This window comes from Streptomyces sp. NPDC002467, from assembly GCF_042889825.1.
Classification (GTDB): domain Bacteria; phylum Actinomycetota; class Actinomycetes; order Streptomycetales; family Streptomycetaceae; genus Streptomyces.
The window spans coordinates 194441-208887 of record NZ_JBIARJ010000018.1 but is presented as its reverse complement, the minus strand read 5'-3'; the positions used below and the strand labels follow the sequence as shown (position 1 = coordinate 208887).

Here is a 14447-nt window from a genome sequence, read left to right as displayed (position 1 = left end):
GTTTGAGGCGCGGGGGTCCGGGGGCAGCGCCCCCGGCGACGGCGCCGCGCCGAACCCCCCACCGGAGGACGGCACCACAGGTGCGGCGGGGCCGCCGGGGCTCTGACCCGGACCCCGCGCCTCAAACGCCGGCGAGGCTGAAATCGTCATACCGCCGCCTCCGGAGCCGAGGCCGGGGCCGGGTTCGGGACGGACCACGTCGGGCTGGTCCAGTGGCCCGGGACCCTCGCTTCCGCCGGCTGCGCGAACGGCACCTCTCCGTCCGGTCGCGCCCCGGCGCCCCGCGCCAGCAGCCACAGGTAGATGTCGCGGAAGGCGCCCACGTTCTGCTCGACGGTGAACAGCTCCAGCGCCCGCGCCCGAGCCGCGGCGCCCAGCCGCTGCGCCCGTTCCGGGTCCCGCAACAGCGACAGGCACGCGTCGGCCAGCGCCCGCGGATTGCGCGGCGGTACGACGAGCCCGGTGCCGCCGATGACCTCGCACACCGCGCCCACGTCGGTCGACACGGTGGCCCGGCCGCTGAACATCGCCTCGGCCAGGGTGATCGGGAAGCCCTCGATCACCGAGGACAGGACGGCGATCCGGCCCGCCCCGTACGCCTCCGCCGAGGACGCGGCGTCGGGTCCGCCGATCTCCTCGAACGTCACCGGGTTCTCCCCCACCGTCACGGCGTCCGCGGCCTCGTCGGGGAAGAGCTGCGCCGCCAGCGAGCGGCAGTCGGCGAGGTAGCCGGGGGCGACGGCGGTGGCGAAGATCCGCAGCCGGGTCCCCGGTTCGGCCCTGCGGACCTCGGCGAAGGCGTGCAGCAGCCCGACGAGGTCCTTCGCGGGCTCTACGCGGCCCACCCACACCAGGGTCCCGGGGTCCCCGCAGTCCGCGGCCTCCCCGACCGTGGCGAATCGGTCCGCCTCCATGCCCGGGTACACCGTCCGCACCTGCTCCCGCGGGGCTCCGCACCGCTCCTGCCAGCGCCGGGCGTGCGCGTTGCCGGGGGTCAGGAGGTCCGCCCGGGCGTAGATCTCGCCGGCGAGCCGGAGGTGGAAGGCGGCGAGCAGGGCCCGCACGGTGGGCCGGGAGGCCCGCCGCTGCTCCAGGTAGTGGGAGCGGAGCTGGACCCCGTACTCGGTGACCAGGAGCGGGACCCCGAAGAAGCGTTTGGCCAGCAGTCCGGGGATGGCGGCCACCCCGCCCGCGGCCGCGTGGCAGACGTCGACCTCGCCGAGGCTCCCGAGCCCGCCGTTCTCCTCGTACCAGTCGAGGGACAACGGCCGCAGCATGCGCTCCAGTTCGTCGACGGACTCCAGCAGGTCGACCACCTGTACCGCCTGTACGGTGCGGCTCGCGCCGGGCGCCCGGCAGGCGGACTCCAGCAGCCGCACCGCGGACTCGGACCGCAGTGCGGCGTACAACCCGCCCTGGTCGCGCCCGAGTTCGGCGAGCCCGTACAGCCCCTCGGCGAAGGGTCCGGGCTCCTCCGCGCACACGCCCCGGACCAGTTCCTTGAAGCAGTCGGCGAACCGGCGCCGCTCGCGCCGGGAGTACGTCCGGCCGTCGTCCGCGGGGGCCCACAGGGGGGCCGTGCGGACCAGGGTGACGTGGTCGGGGAGCGGGACCCGCGCCCGCTCCTGCTCGGCGTCGCGGCTCAGCGCGTACAGCTCGAACTCGTGCTGCGGGAGACCCCGCACGAGCCGGTCGCACCACAGCCTGGCCTCGCCCGTCGCATACGGATAACCACCTTCCGTGAGCAGTCCGATCCGCACGAGTGGCACCCCCGATCTCCCGTTTCAGGCGGTCGCCGTCGGTCTGGCGACCCGCCGCGGAAAACTCAAGCGGATATGCCGAAGGCGCGACGGACGGTTGTCCGTCGCGCCACCGGAAGGGGTGAAGAGTCGTAACTTTCCCCTTCGGTTCGCGTTCGAGCACGCTAGGAAGAGCGTGGGCCACTACGCGTGGACGGCCTTCCTCTCCGACCGGCGCCGCGGCGCGAGGGCCCGCGCGATGCCGACTCGCCGGCACTGCCCGCCGCCACCCCCACGTCGTGGGTGACCGGCAGCAGCCCGAGCCCCCGCTCCTCGCGCGGTTCGCGCAGCAGGTCCGGGATCCGCGCCTGGACGGTGACGTCGAGCGCGGCAGTCGGCTCGTCCGCGATCAGCAGCCGCGGCTCGCACGCCAACGCCATCGCGATCAGCGCCCGTTGCCGCATGCCGCCGCCGAATTCACGCGGGCCCGCCCGCGGGCGGGCGTACGCCCGGGCGCGGCGAGGAATCCCGCGGGTTTCCGGAGGGCAACGCGGAAAGTCCGGCCAGGTCAAGTCCCGGCCCGAACCGATCGGTCAAGTCCCGGGGAAAACCCAGGGGTTGGGCTTGCACTGGATTCCGTCGATGTCGAGGGACTTGGTCTGCTGCTGCATGATCGGGGCGAGCGAGCCGGGTGTCTTGCAGCTCACGTGCCCGTGTCCGAGCCGGTGGCCGACCTCGTGGTTGATGAGCATCTGGCGGTAGCTGAGCATCTGTTCGGGGCCGTACGTGGCGGATCCCTGCGCCCAGCGGAACGCGTTGATCATGACCCGCTCGGTGGAGGCGGAGTCGCAGGAGACGTTGTCGATGGTGGTGTCGAGCCCGGACTTGGCGCACCACTTGCCGGTGGTCCCGGGGCTGGCGAGGGTGATCACGAAGTCGGCTTCGCCGCCCGGAACCCGCTCGAAGGTCATCGCGCCGCCGTGGCCCCAGCTCCGGTCGTCGTTGAGGGTGCGGTGGACGGCCTCGGCGAACAGCGCCGGGTCCAGGCCGAGGCCCTGTTCGACGTCGACGCGGTAGCGCACGACCTTGCCCTTGCCGGGGGCCTTGGCGACACCGGGCACCGTGTCGAAGGTTCCGGGGCCGGTGAGCTTCGCGTCGATCGGCAGCTGCTGGGCCATCTTCTGCTCGTACGTGAGCTCCGGTGCGGCCGAGATCGCGGGGGCGGCCTCGGCGGGCGCGTGGGCCGTCGGGCTGTTGGCGCCGCCGGCTGCGTCGGCCGGGGCCTTTCCGGGGGCGGCGAGCGGGTCCGGCTTCGTGGCGTCGCCGTCCGAGGTCATCTGGACGGCGACGACGACGGCGAGGGCGGTGGTGACGGCCGCGGCGGCCATGCCGGTGTACGCCCACGCCTTCCGGCCGCGGCCTGTGCCGGGGCGCTCGGCCTCGGGAACGGCGGGCTCGACGGGTGTGCGCGGTCCGGGCACGCGCACCTTGCGGTGCGAGCCGGTGGAGGTGACCGGGTCGGGCGCGGGCATCGGCGCGGGCGCGGGCATCGGCGCGGGCATCGGCGCGGGCGCGGGCATCGGCGCGGGCGGCGCGAGGGTGACCCGCGGGAAGCCCACCGCGGGCGTGCCGAAGGCCGGGGTGTCGCTGTCGAGGAGGGCCGTCGGCGCGGCGGCGCGGGCGCGCGGCACCCCGCGCCAGTCCCCGTACACGGGCGCCGGATCCGGGCCGGGGCCGACGCCCCAGGCGCCGCCGTGTTCGTACTGCTGGGGGTGTCCGCCGGCCCGCGCGTCCTGGGGCACGTACCCCTGGTGGGTGACGGTGGGTTCGGGCCGGCGCCGCGCGCTCGGCTCCCAGGCGTCGAATCCGTACGCGAGGTCGTCGTACTCGTACTCGTACCCGGGCTGCGGTTCCGGGTGCGCCGGCGCGGGGGCCGGCGCCGGATCCGGCACGGGGGCAGGAGCGGAGGCCTTGCGACTATGTCGTCCCACGGTCCTCAGCCCTCGTCGTCTTGGGTGTCCCGGAGGAGCTCCCGGAAGGCGTCGGCCACCAGCCCGGGGTACTCCATCATCGCCACGTGCCCCGCGTCGGGCAGCGTCAGCAGCCGCGAACCGCGGAAGGAAGCGGCCGCCCTGCGCGCCATACGGTACGAGACCAACTGGTCCCTGCCGCCGTACACGAGCAGGGTCGGGGCGAGCACCCGCTGCGCCTGGCGCCACAAGCCGTGCTGCCCGCCGAGGGTGTAGGCGTCGACGATCCCGCGGGAGGACCTGGTCATGGCGTCCCAGAAGTACGGCAGCCGCATCCGCCGCTCCATCTCCGCGACGGCGTCCCGGAAGCCTTCGGGACTCACCCGGGAGGGGTCTCCGTAACAGAGGTCCGTCACTCCTCTGGTGCGCTGTTCGGCGCTCAGTCCCCGGGTGAGCCGACTGAAGAGGGCCGCCACCCCGGGTACGGCGAGGAGCGCCGTCGGCACGGCGCCCTTCTGCACGCGCAGCTCGGGCAGGGCGGGCGAGACCAGCGTCAGGGTGCGCACGAGGTCGGGCCGGACGGCCGCGACCCGGGTGGAGACGGCGCCGCCGAGGGAGTTCCCGAAGAGGTGCACCGGGCCGCGTCCGGCGGCGTCGAGGTGGCGGATGACGGCGCGGGCGAAGCCGGTGACGGAGTAGTCCCGGTCGGCGGGTGGCGGGGACCAGCCGAAGCCGGGGAGGTCGACGGCCTCGCCGTCGACGGTGTCCGCCAGCTGCCCCATGAGGGACGACCAGTTCTGCGAGGAACCGCCGAGTCCGTGGACGAACAGCGCGGGCGGGAGGTCCGTGCCCAGCGGGGGGCGCACCCGGAAATTGAGCTCCAGACCGGGCAGGACGACGGTCCGCGACCGCTCCCCTTCGGCCACCGGGGCGGCTCCCACCAGGGACGACGGCTCGGCGGTGGACCGTACGCCCGGCAGCTCCGTGGAAGACATGCGGGCAATGTTACGAGACGATCACGCTCGACCTCCTGTGTTCGCGGTCACAGAAGTGTGGCAATCCGCATAGCGGGGTATCCGCGATCCTCCTAGGCTCGTAGGTGAACCAAGGAAGCGAGGGGAGCGGGATGACTGTCGACCCTGCGGAACCGGACACCTTCCGGGAGGTCGAGTTCCCGGACGCGGAAGCGCCCGAGGCGGACGTGGCGGAACAACTGGCCGAATTGCAGCCGGGCGAGGACGACCCGCTGGGCGGCCGGGAGCCCGGCGAGGCCGCCGACGGTGACGCCGCCGAGCAGGCGCGGGTGGTGCCGCTGGACGAGGACGACTACCGCTGACCGCCCTCGGGCCGACCGGTCGCCGGCCTGGGACCTACCCCTGACCGACCGCTGACCAGCGCCTCCGACCGGTCCGTACCGCGAGAAAACTCGGCTTGGACCCTCCAGATTCGGTTACCGAAAAGTACGATGGCGGCGCGGCGCAGAGCGCACTGTGTTCATAGAGAAAGTGGGAGGCGGCGTGACAGCCATCGAGCAGACCGAGGCAGCGCGTCCGCGGGGCACGCGACTGCCGCGCCGAGCCCGGCGCAACCAGCTGCTGGGCGCGGCCCAGGAGGTTTTCGTCGCGCAGGGTTACCACGCGGCGGCGATGGACGACATCGCCGAGCGCGCCGGGGTGAGCAAGCCGGTGCTGTACCAGCACTTCCCGGGCAAGCTCGACCTCTATCTGGCGCTCCTCGACCAGCACTGCGAGGCGCTGCTGCTGGCCGTGCGCGGCGCACTCGCGTCGACGACGGACAACAAGTTGCGCGTGGCGGCGACGATGGACGCCTATTTCGCGTACGTGGAGGACGAGGGCGGCGCCTTCCGTCTGGTCTTCGAGTCCGACCTGACGAACGAGCCGGCGGTGCGCGAGCGCGTCGACCGGGTCTCGCTCCAGTGCGCCGAGGCCATCTCCGACGTGATCGCCGAGGACACCGGACTGTCCAAGGACGAGTCGATGCTGCTCGCGGTGGGCCTGGGCGGCGTCTCGCAGGTCGTGGCGCGGTACTGGCTCTCCAGTGAGAGCCCGGTCGCCCGCGACACGGCGGTCGGCCTGCTGACCTCCCTCGCGTGGCGCGGCATCGCCGGCTTCCCGCTGCACGGCACCGAGGGCGCGGGGGCCTGAGAGGTCCGACGGGGCTGACCGGCCGCTGTTCGCTGCGAGCGTGTCCGGTCAGCGCAGTCCGCGTCCCCTCTCCGGGCTAATGTGGACCGCGTACGGCGCGGCTGATCGCGCGAAACGGACCGTCGGAGGGACAAAGCCGTGGAGGTCAAGATCGGCGTGCAGCACGCACCCCGGGAGATCGTGCTGGAGAGCGACCTGAGCGCCGAGGAGCTGGAGCGCATCGTCGCCGCCGCGCTGTCCGGCACCGAGCCGCTGCTGAGCCTCAGCGACACCAAGGGTCGCAAGGTCCTGGTGCCGTCCGACCGCCTGTCGTACGTCGACCTGGGTGAGCCGACCGCGCGCAAGGTCGGTTTCGGGAACCTCTGAGGGGTATCCGGAGGCACGGAGAACTGAGCGAAACGGCCCGGTGGTTGATTCCATCGGGCCGTTTCCCTTTCTTCCGCTTCGGGTAGGACGGCAGTGACCCGGTTTGCCCCGACGTTTCGGAGGGACCCATGCTGCTGATGGAAGCGCTCGGCTCTGCTCTGCTGGGCCTCGCCCTTTCCGCGACAGCCGCGAGAGCGCTGGCGCAGCGGCTGCCCTCACGGAGGATCGTCCTGGTCAGCGGAGTGCTGGGGGCTCTCTTCGGGGCGTATCTGACGCACTTCGCGCTGGGTCCCGGGCACAACACGCTCACGGCGACGTTCGTCGGCGCGGCGCTCGTCTCGGCCGTGGTCCTGTCGCTGCTGCTCCGTCCGGCCGCAGGGCCCCGCAGGCACCCCCACGGGACTCCGTTTTCGCTCCCGACGCGGGGCTGACGACTGATCCCGTACGGCAAGCCCCCCTACGAGGCGGAGGCCCCGGAGCGCCGTGACGCGCGCCGGGGCCTCCGTCTCGTACGGGTACCGCTCAGGCGGCGAGCCCCAGAGCCGCCATGCGCTTGGTGTGGGCCTTGGTGATGCGGGTGAACATCTCGCCGACGGCCGCGAGGTCGAAGCCGGCCGCCATTCCGTCGACGCCCCCGACCAGCATGGTGGACAGCGCGTCGCGCTCGGCGACCACGCGCTGGGCCTGCGAGAGGGCCTCGCCCATCAGTCGGCGGGCCCACAGGGCGAGCCGGCCACCGCAACGCGGGTCGGCATCGATCGCGGCGCGGACCTTCTCGACGGCGAAGTTGCCGTGGCCGGTGTCGTCGAGCACGCCGAGCACGAGCGCGCGGGTGTCGGTGTCCAGGTGGCTGGCGACCTCGCGGTAGAAGTCGCTGGCGATCGAGTCGCCGACGTACGCCTTGACCAGGCCCTCCAGCCAGTCCGACGGCGCGGTCTGGCGGTGGAAGTCGTCGACGCCCTTCGCGAAGGGCTCCATGGCGGCGGTGGGCTCGACCTCGATGGCGGCGAGCCGGTCGCGCAGGCGCTCGAAGTGGTGGAACTCCGCGGAGGCCATGGCGGCGAGCTCGGCCTTGTCGTCGAGGGTGGGCGCGAGCTTCGCGTCCTCCGCGAGGCGCTCGAAGGCCGCGAGCTCGCCGTACGCGAGGGCGCCGAGCAGGTCCACGACGGCGGCCCGGTACTGCGGCGAGGCGGAGGCCGTCGCCCAGTCCTGGGCGGCGATGCCCACGGCTTCGGCGGGGGTGCTGTCGTCGGCGGGCGAGGCGTTTTCAACGGTCGACATGCTCCGCACAATAGCCCGCCGAAAGGCGCGCCAAGTCACCACACCTACTCACTGTCGGGACACCTAAACGCGTCGACCCGGTGAATTCACCCGACACAGCTGCGCGAATCCGGGGTACAGTGGTAATGCGCTTGCCGAATACTCGGCGCGCGCATCCGAATGAGGATGCCCGGTCGGTGGCCCGATCGGCTCCAACCGACCGCCCTCGGCGTGGTGAGTACGCACATGCGTACCGCCTCCAACGAGGGGCCCCCTCAGCGGCAGATGCGCTTGAGCGAAGGCCAGTGGTCCCGCGCAGCTTCGTACGTGGCAGTACTGCAAGCACGGCACGGTACGACCCCCCTCGCCGCCTCGCGCCGCGTCTCACAGAAGAGGCAGCACCCTGACTACGTTCCGAGACCTCGGGATCTATCCCGAGACGGCCGAGGCCCTTGAGGCCGTCGGCATCGTGTCCCCCTTCCCGATCCAGGAGATGACCCTCCCCGTCGCCCTTTCCGGCACGGACGTCATCGGCCAGGCGAAGACCGGTACCGGCAAGACGCTCGGTTTCGGCCTTCCGCTGCTGGAGCGGGTCGTCGTCCCCGCGGACGTCGAGGCCGGTCGGGCCAGGCCCGACCAGCTGACCGACGCCCCGCAGGCCCTCGTGGTGGTTCCGACCCGCGAGCTCTGCACCCAGGTCACCAACGACCTCCTCACCGCTGGCAAGGTCCGCAACGTCCGCGTCCTCGCCATATACGGCGGCCGCGCGTACGAGCCCCAGGTCGAGGCGCTCAAGAAGGGCGTCGACGTCATCGTCGGCACCCCGGGCCGCCTGCTGGACCTGGCCGGGCAGCGCAAGCTCGACCTGTCCCACGTCAAGGCCCTCGTCCTCGACGAGGCCGACGAGATGCTCGACCTGGGCTTCCTGCCCGACGTCGAGAAGATCATGAACCTGCTGCCCGCGCGGCGTCAGACGATGCTGTTCTCGGCGACCATGCCGGGCGCGGTCATCGGCCTGGCCCGCCGGTACATGTCGCAGCCGACGCACATCCGCGCCGTCTCCGAGGACGGCGAGGGCGCGACCGTCGCCAACATCGCGCAGCACGTCTTCCGCGCGCACAACATGGACAAGCCGGAGCTCGTCTCCCGCATCCTGCAGGCCGAGGGCCGCGGGCTGGCCATGATCTTCTGCCGTACCAAGCGCACGGCCGCGGACATCGCCGAGCAGCTGGAGAAGCGCGGCTTCGCCTCGGGCGCCGTCCACGGCGACCTGGGCCAGGGCGCTCGCGAGCAGGCGCTGCGCGCGTTCCGCAACGGCAAGGTCGACGTGCTGGTGTGCACCGACGTCGCCGCGCGCGGTATCGATGTCGAGGGTGTGACCCACGTCATCAACTACCAGACGCCGGAGGACGAGAAGACCTTCCTGCACCGCGTGGGCCGCACCGGCCGCGCGGGCAACAAGGGCACCGCCGTCACGCTGGTCGACTGGGACGACATCCCCCGCTGGCAGCTGATCAACAAGGCGCTGGACCTGAACTTCCACGACCCGGTCGAGACGTACTCCACGTCCCCGCACCTGTTCGAGGAGCTGAACATCCCGGCCGGCACCAAGGGCATCCTGCCGCGCGCCGAGCGCACGCGGGCCGGCCTGAAGGCCGAGGAGCTGGAGGACCTGGGCGAGACCGGCGGCCGCGGTGGCCGCGGCGGTCGCGGTCCGGCCGCAGCCGCCGTCGTGACGGAGGAGCGCCCCGCGCGCACCCGTACGCCGCGCCAGCGTCGCCGTACCCGTGGTGGTGCGGAGGTCGGCGCCGAGGACGCGGCCGCCGCTCCCGTGGCCGAGGCCCCGCAGGCCCCGGCGGCTCCGGCCGCCGACGAGCCGCGCAGGCCGCGCCGCCGCCGCACCCGTGTGGGCACGGTGCCGGCCCAGGCCGTGGAGGCCGCTCCGGTCGCCCCGGTCGTCGAGGCGGCCCCGGTCGTCGAGGCGGCCCCGGTCGCCGCGGCCGCTCCGGTCGCCGCCGCCCCCGTGGCGGAGGAGGCTCCGGCCAGGCCGAAGCGCACCCGGACCCGCAAGGCCGTCGCCGAGGCCCCCGCGGTCGCCGTTGTCGAGGCCCCGGCCCCGGCTCCGGTCGCCGAGGAGGCTCCGGTCGCGCCGCGTCGTACGCGCAAGCCCACCCAGAGGTCGGTCATGGCCGACGTGGTCCCCGTGGTCGAGGAGGCCCCGGTCGCGCCGCGTCGTACCCGCCCCCGCAAGGTCGTTGCGGCCGCGCCCGAGCCGGACTTCCAGATGGCCCCGCCCGTGGAGCCGGCCCCGGCCCGCCGTACCCGCCCCCGCAAGACCGCCGAGGCCGCCCCGGCCGCCGCAGTGGTCGTCGCCGAGACCGCCGTAGTGGCGGAGGAGGCCCCGGCCAAGCCGAAGCGGACCCGTACCCGCAAGGCAGCGGCCGCTCCGGTCGCCGCCGAGGCCGCCGCGCCGGCCGAGGAGGCTCCCGCCAAGCCGAAGCGCACGCGCACCCGCAAGGTCGCGGCCGCGCCGGAGGCGTGAGCACCCGGTTCCGTACCGCACCGACGGCCCCGGTCCCCTTTCGAGGGGGCCGGGGCCGTCGGCGTACCCGGGCCGCTTCCACCCCCTACGGGCCGGTAACCTCGGGCCATGAGCAAGCCGCCGCGCCTCACCCTGCCGTCCGTCGCCCGTGGGCGCCTCCTCGCCACCGCACGCGGCTCGTTCGCCGTGCACGAGGCCGGTGAGCCCGTGCGCGGCACCGCCCTGCTGGTCCCCGGGTTCACGGGGAGCAAGGAGGACTTCGTCGGTCTCCTGGAGCCGCTGGCCGCCGCCGGGTACCGGGTGGTCGGCGTCGACGGGCGCGGCCAGCACGAGACCCCCGGTCCGCGCGACGAGGCCGCGTACGCCCTGGAGGAGCTGGCGCGGGACGTCCTGGCGCAGGCCGCGGCGCTGGGAGCGGGCCCGGTGCACCTGGTCGGGCACTCGCTGGGCGGGCTGATCTCGCGCGCCGCGGTGCTGCGCGACCCGTCGGCGTTCGCCTCGCTGACCTTGATGAGCAGCGGGCCGGCCGCGATCGCGGAGGAGCAGCAGGCGCGTACGAAGCTGCTGGTCGCGGCGCTGGAGGCGATGGGCGACGACATGCCCGGGATCTGGGCGGCCATGCGGGCGCAGGACCCCGAGGACGCGCCGGCGGACTCCCCCGAGCTGGCGGAGTTCCTGCGCGGGCGGTGGTTGGCCACCGTGCCCGAGCAGCTGATCGTCACGGGCCGGGTGCTGATCTCCGAGCCGGACCGGGTGGAGGAGCTGGCAGCGGTGGCGCTGCCGAAGCTGGTGCTGTCCGGGGCCGTGGACTACGCCTGGCCGGTCCCGCTGATGGACGAGATGGCGCGGCGGCTGGGGGCGGAACGCGTGATCGTGCCGGACACCGAGCACTCCCCCAATGCGGAGGATCCGCAGGTCACAGCGGGTGCACTGGTCAGGTTCTGGGACTCGCGCACCGACTAGTCCTTAGCAAGTGAAAAAATTTCCTTAGCGTAGGGAATGATTGCGGCTTACTCTTCGTTAACACCTCTGCAAGGAGAAAACCGACGAAGGGAGAAGCCCCGTGCGCTTCGAGATTCTGCGCCTGGACGACGTCGACGGGACCGCCGTGGACAGCACCGTCGTGGACGCGTCCTCCGTCAACCGGATCGTGCAGCAGGCCGCGGCCATCGGCCAGCGCATTCTGATCCGACCGGCCGAGAGCGCGTCCAACTGACGCTTCGCGCGATACGTTCACGCCCCCGCACCGATCACGGTGCGGGGGCGTTCGCATGTGCGCGGATCCTCGGCGGATCCCGACGCCTGTCGGCGGATCCTCGGCTCAGGCGCCGTGGACCACCTGGAGCACGCCGTTGATGATCTGCTGGACGGCGATCGCGGAGAGCATCATGCCGGCGAGGCGCGTCACGAGGACCACGCCGCCGTCCTTGATGACCCGGATGATCACCAGCGAGTAGCGCATCGTCAGCCACAGCACGACGTGCATGGCGGCGATCGCGGTCCAGACGGAGAGCTGCCCGCCGAACCCGTCGGCCTTCTGCACGGCGAGGATCACGGACACGATCGCACCGGGCCCGGCGAGCAGCGGCATGCCCAGCGGGACGAGGGCCACGTTCACGTCCTTGGTCTGCTTCGGCTCGTCGTTCTTGCCGGTGAGCAGGTCCAGGGCGATGAGCAGGAGCAGCAGACCGCCGGCGATCATCAGCGCCGGGACGGAGACGTGGAGATAGTCCAGGATCTGCTGACCGCAGAGACCGAATACGGCGATGACGCCGAAGGCCACGCAGACCGCCTGCCAGGCCATGCGGCGCTGCACCTTGGCGGGGCGCCCGGAGGTCAGGGCGAGGAAGATCGGAGTGATCCCCGGGGGGTCCATGATCACGAAAAGCGTGAGAAAAAGGGATCCGAAGACGGCGAAATCAAACACAGTGATGCCTTGCAGGTGAGGGGTGTCGCGAAATGGGGGTATCGCGCAGAAGAGCGGAAGGAAGTACGGGAGGGGTGGAGCGGGCAGGCCGGAGGCCCGTCCGTCAGCGCTCGCGTCCGCCGGCGCCGGGCACCGGGAAGGCCCCGGTCGCGCGGCGCGTGATCTCGCCGTAGATCTCGGGGTCGGTCGTGTACTCCCCGAGCCGGCAGGTCTTGCGGCTGCCGTGGTAGTCGCTGGAGCCGGTGGTCAGCAGTCCGAGGTCCGCCGCGAGGCCGCGCAGCCGGGCCCGGGTGTCGGCGTCGTGGTCCATGTGGTCCACCTCGATGCCGTCCAGGCCGGCGGCCGCCAGCTCGGCGATCGCGGCCTCGGGCACGCACTCGCCGCGCTTGACGGCGAGGGGGTGCGCGAAGACGGTGACCCCGCCGGCCGCCTTGACCAGGCGGATGGCGTCGAAGGGGTCGAGCTCGTGCTTCTCGGCGTACGCGCGGCCGCCGTCGGCCAGCCAGTCGGGCGTGAAGGCGTCCGACACGGTGGGCACGACGCCCAGCTCGACGAGGGCGGTGGCGATGTGCGGCCGGCCGACCGAGCCGGTACCGGCGATCCGGGCCACCTGCTCCCAGGTGACGTCCACGCCGAGGTCCCGGAGCTTGCCGACCATGGTCTGCGCGCGGGGGGTCCGGTCGTCCCGGACGAGCTCGCGCTCACGGGCGAGCTCGGGCTCCTCGGGGTCGAAGAGGTACGCGAGCATGTGCATCCCGACCCCGTCGAGGCGGCAGGACAGCTCGGCGCCCGTGACCAGCGTCAGCCCGGCGGGTACGGCGGCGACCGCCTCGGCGTACCCGCCCACGGTGTCGTGGTCGGTCAGCGCGACCACGTCGAGTCCCGCGGCGGCGGCATTGCGCACCAGCTCGGCGGGGGTGTCCGTACCATCGGAAGCCGTGGAGTGGGCGTGCAGGTCGATGCGCACAGCCGGGCTCCAGGGTTGGTACAGACGTGGGGACACTCCAGGATAACCGCGCCGCAGGGCCCCCTGGTCCAGACCTCCTCGGTCCGGCCTAGGTCGGTGCCAGGATGCGGGGGCTCAGGGCCCCGCACGGAAGGAGCTCGACCTCCGCTCCCGCGTCGCGGAGGTCGGTGAGGACGAGCTCGTCGTACATCAGGAGGCCGGTCTGTTCCGGCCACACGATCGCCCACAACCACAGGCCCCGCGCCTCGCCCGCGAAGACCGCCCGGTCGTCGGGGGCCTTGCTCAGGTGCCACAGCGGTGCGGGACGGCCCGCGGCCACGACCTTGGCGTGGGGCGGCGCCGATACGTCGATGTGCGCGCCGGGGTCGGGCCCGTCGATCCCCGCGTACCGGGCGCCGAGGCCCACTCCGAGCTCCTCCGCGACCAGGACCAGCTCGCCGATGCCGCCCAGCGGCCCGGGTCCCGAGCAGGCCACGGCCGTCGCCCGGCCCCCGCTTCGGTCGTCACCGGCGGACGCGACCCCGGTGAAGAGCCACCCCACCGGCAGCGGCCAGGGCATCCACACCGGCACCTTGGCCCGGTGCACCACGACGCCCAGGGCCTCCACACTGGGCGGGATGACCGGTTGCAGGGGGTGGACGGTGCCGTGCACGGCGCACTGCCAGGAGTCGGAGAAGAGTCCGGGCGCCCTGACCCGGCCACCGCACTTCGGGCAACTCGGTTCACCCCTCATAAAGAGCCACGCTCCTCCCCGCCCGCCCGCCCGTCAAGGCCGGCTCACCCATCCGGGCCGCCGGTACGGGGTCAGTCCAGGGCGACCGCGCTGCGGAGCGGGTCCCGCAGGTCCGTGCCGCGGGCGAGCCAGCGCTCCTGGAGGGCCGCGGCGCCGTGCACGCGCTTCCAGGCGGCCTCGTTCGCCGTCATCGGAAGCAGCGGCAGGAAGCGGACCGGCTCCATGGGTTCGTCGAGCTCCAGGTCCTCCACCAGGCCCCCGGGTTCGGCCACGAGCACGGAGCTGAAGGCGGCCCCGTCCCAGAGCGGTTCGCCCACGTCGAGCGAGGCTCCGGGGGCCACGACCAGACCCTCGACCTGGGGGGAGGCCGCCAGCACTGCGAGCGGCCGGAGCAGTCTGTCGGTGGGCGCGAGTCCTGCTCGTACGGTCAGCACGAGCTCGGCGCGCGGCCCGCGTACGGGGTCGGCGACCATGTCGGTCGGATCGGTCATCGGGTTCGCGGACATCCCGAGGGTCGCGTACCGCACGAGGTCTCCCTCGGCGAAGCGGAGCACCTCGATGCGGTCGGTACCCAGGAAGGTGACGGCGGCACGGGCGTCGGGTTCACCGAACGCGGTGCGCAGCCGGGCCTCGACGAGGGCCAGAATTTCTGCCATGGAGCGAGCATAGAACTCGTATCAGCCGGGTAAAGGGCGGGTCTTGACCATCAGTCGGCTGATAGTGTTGACAGCTGGTTCGGGCCGCACGCAGAAGCGTTGTTTCAAGGCCCTGAACGACA

General features: G+C 72.9%; 15 protein-coding genes and 1 pseudogene. 7 read left to right on the top strand and 9 right to left on the bottom strand.

Annotated features, from left to right (window positions below; translation table 11 throughout):
* Positions 1-146: 146 nt before the first annotated feature.
* The 4 genes and pseudogenes from ACFYYJ_RS31790 to ACFYYJ_RS31775 form a co-directional block, all read right to left on the bottom strand.
* Positions 147-1760: a DUF3492 domain-containing protein gene (locus tag ACFYYJ_RS31790; RefSeq protein WP_389137529.1), complete on the bottom strand. Its 1614-nt coding sequence runs from the start codon at positions 1758-1760 to the stop codon at positions 147-149.
* A gap of 182 nt (positions 1761-1942) precedes the next feature.
* Positions 1943-2269, bottom strand: a pseudogene (locus tag ACFYYJ_RS31785) (ATP-binding cassette domain-containing protein); the annotation flags it as partial.
* A gap of 63 nt (positions 2270-2332) precedes the next feature.
* A complete protein-coding gene (locus ACFYYJ_RS31780; RefSeq protein ID WP_389137516.1) occupies positions 2333-3730 on the bottom strand; it encodes a DUF3152 domain-containing protein in 1398 nt (465 codons plus the stop codon).
* 5 nt (positions 3731-3735) lie between these two features.
* Positions 3736-4704, bottom strand: a complete 969-nt coding sequence (locus ACFYYJ_RS31775; RefSeq protein WP_385134256.1) for an alpha/beta fold hydrolase — start codon at positions 4702-4704, stop codon at positions 3736-3738.
* Positions 4705-4835: 131 nt separating this feature from the next.
* On the opposite strand from ACFYYJ_RS31775, the gene ACFYYJ_RS31770 reads away from it, so the two are divergent.
* From ACFYYJ_RS31770 to ACFYYJ_RS31755, 4 genes are all read left to right on the top strand, one after another.
* Complete coding sequence (locus ACFYYJ_RS31770) at positions 4836-5045, top strand: hypothetical protein (protein WP_384594094.1); 210 nt, start codon at positions 4836-4838, stop codon at positions 5043-5045.
* Positions 5046-5226: 181 nt separating this feature from the next.
* Positions 5227-5874: a TetR/AcrR family transcriptional regulator gene (locus ACFYYJ_RS31765; protein ID WP_376662071.1), complete on the top strand. Its 648-nt coding sequence runs from the start codon at positions 5227-5229 to the stop codon at positions 5872-5874.
* 138 nt (positions 5875-6012) lie between these two features.
* Complete coding sequence (locus tag ACFYYJ_RS31760) at positions 6013-6240, top strand: DUF3107 domain-containing protein (RefSeq protein ID WP_376662072.1); 228 nt, start codon at positions 6013-6015, stop codon at positions 6238-6240.
* Between the two features lie 128 nt (positions 6241-6368).
* Positions 6369-6671, top strand: coding sequence for a hypothetical protein (locus ACFYYJ_RS31755; protein WP_385134254.1), 303 nt, complete (start codon positions 6369-6371; stop codon positions 6669-6671).
* Positions 6672-6762: 91 nt separating this feature from the next.
* Here ACFYYJ_RS31755 and ACFYYJ_RS31750 read toward each other — a convergent pair whose 3' ends face one another.
* Positions 6763-7521: a ferritin-like fold-containing protein gene (locus tag ACFYYJ_RS31750; protein ID WP_385133884.1), complete on the bottom strand. Its 759-nt coding sequence runs from the start codon at positions 7519-7521 to the stop codon at positions 6763-6765.
* Between the two features lie 448 nt (positions 7522-7969).
* Here ACFYYJ_RS31750 and ACFYYJ_RS31745 point away from each other — a divergent pair, with 448 nt between their 5' ends.
* From ACFYYJ_RS31745 to ACFYYJ_RS31735, 3 genes are all read left to right on the top strand, one after another.
* Entirely contained in the window at positions 7970-10042 is a 2073-nt protein-coding gene (locus ACFYYJ_RS31745) for a DEAD/DEAH box helicase (protein WP_389137512.1), read from the top strand.
* A 108-nt stretch (positions 10043-10150) separates the two neighbouring features.
* Positions 10151-11005 (top strand): alpha/beta fold hydrolase, encoded by an 855-nt coding sequence (locus ACFYYJ_RS31740; RefSeq protein ID WP_389137510.1) that lies wholly within the window; start codon positions 10151-10153, stop codon positions 11003-11005.
* Positions 11006-11105: 100 nt separating this feature from the next.
* Positions 11106-11258 (top strand): hypothetical protein, encoded by a 153-nt coding sequence (locus ACFYYJ_RS31735; protein WP_385133875.1) that lies wholly within the window; start codon positions 11106-11108, stop codon positions 11256-11258.
* A gap of 105 nt (positions 11259-11363) precedes the next feature.
* Here the strand turns inward: ACFYYJ_RS31735 and ACFYYJ_RS31730 are convergent, their stop codons facing one another.
* The 4 genes from ACFYYJ_RS31730 to ACFYYJ_RS31715 form a co-directional block, all read right to left on the bottom strand.
* Positions 11364-11969 carry a MarC family protein gene (locus ACFYYJ_RS31730; protein ID WP_385133872.1) on the bottom strand — a complete coding sequence of 202 codons (606 nt, stop codon included), beginning with the start codon at positions 11967-11969 and terminating at the stop codon, positions 11364-11366.
* Positions 11970-12072: 103 nt separating this feature from the next.
* Positions 12073-12936, bottom strand: a complete 864-nt coding sequence (locus tag ACFYYJ_RS31725; RefSeq protein ID WP_385133869.1) for a PHP domain-containing protein — start codon at positions 12934-12936, stop codon at positions 12073-12075.
* An 88-nt stretch (positions 12937-13024) separates the two neighbouring features.
* Positions 13025-13669, bottom strand: a complete 645-nt coding sequence (locus tag ACFYYJ_RS31720) for a DUF6758 family protein (RefSeq protein WP_389137508.1) — start codon at positions 13667-13669, stop codon at positions 13025-13027.
* A gap of 71 nt (positions 13670-13740) precedes the next feature.
* The gene (locus ACFYYJ_RS31715) at positions 13741-14325 is read right to left on the bottom strand and encodes a suppressor of fused domain protein (protein WP_385133864.1); all 585 of its coding nucleotides are present in this window, start codon (positions 14323-14325) and stop codon (positions 13741-13743) included.
* Positions 14326-14447: the final 122 nt, after the last annotated feature.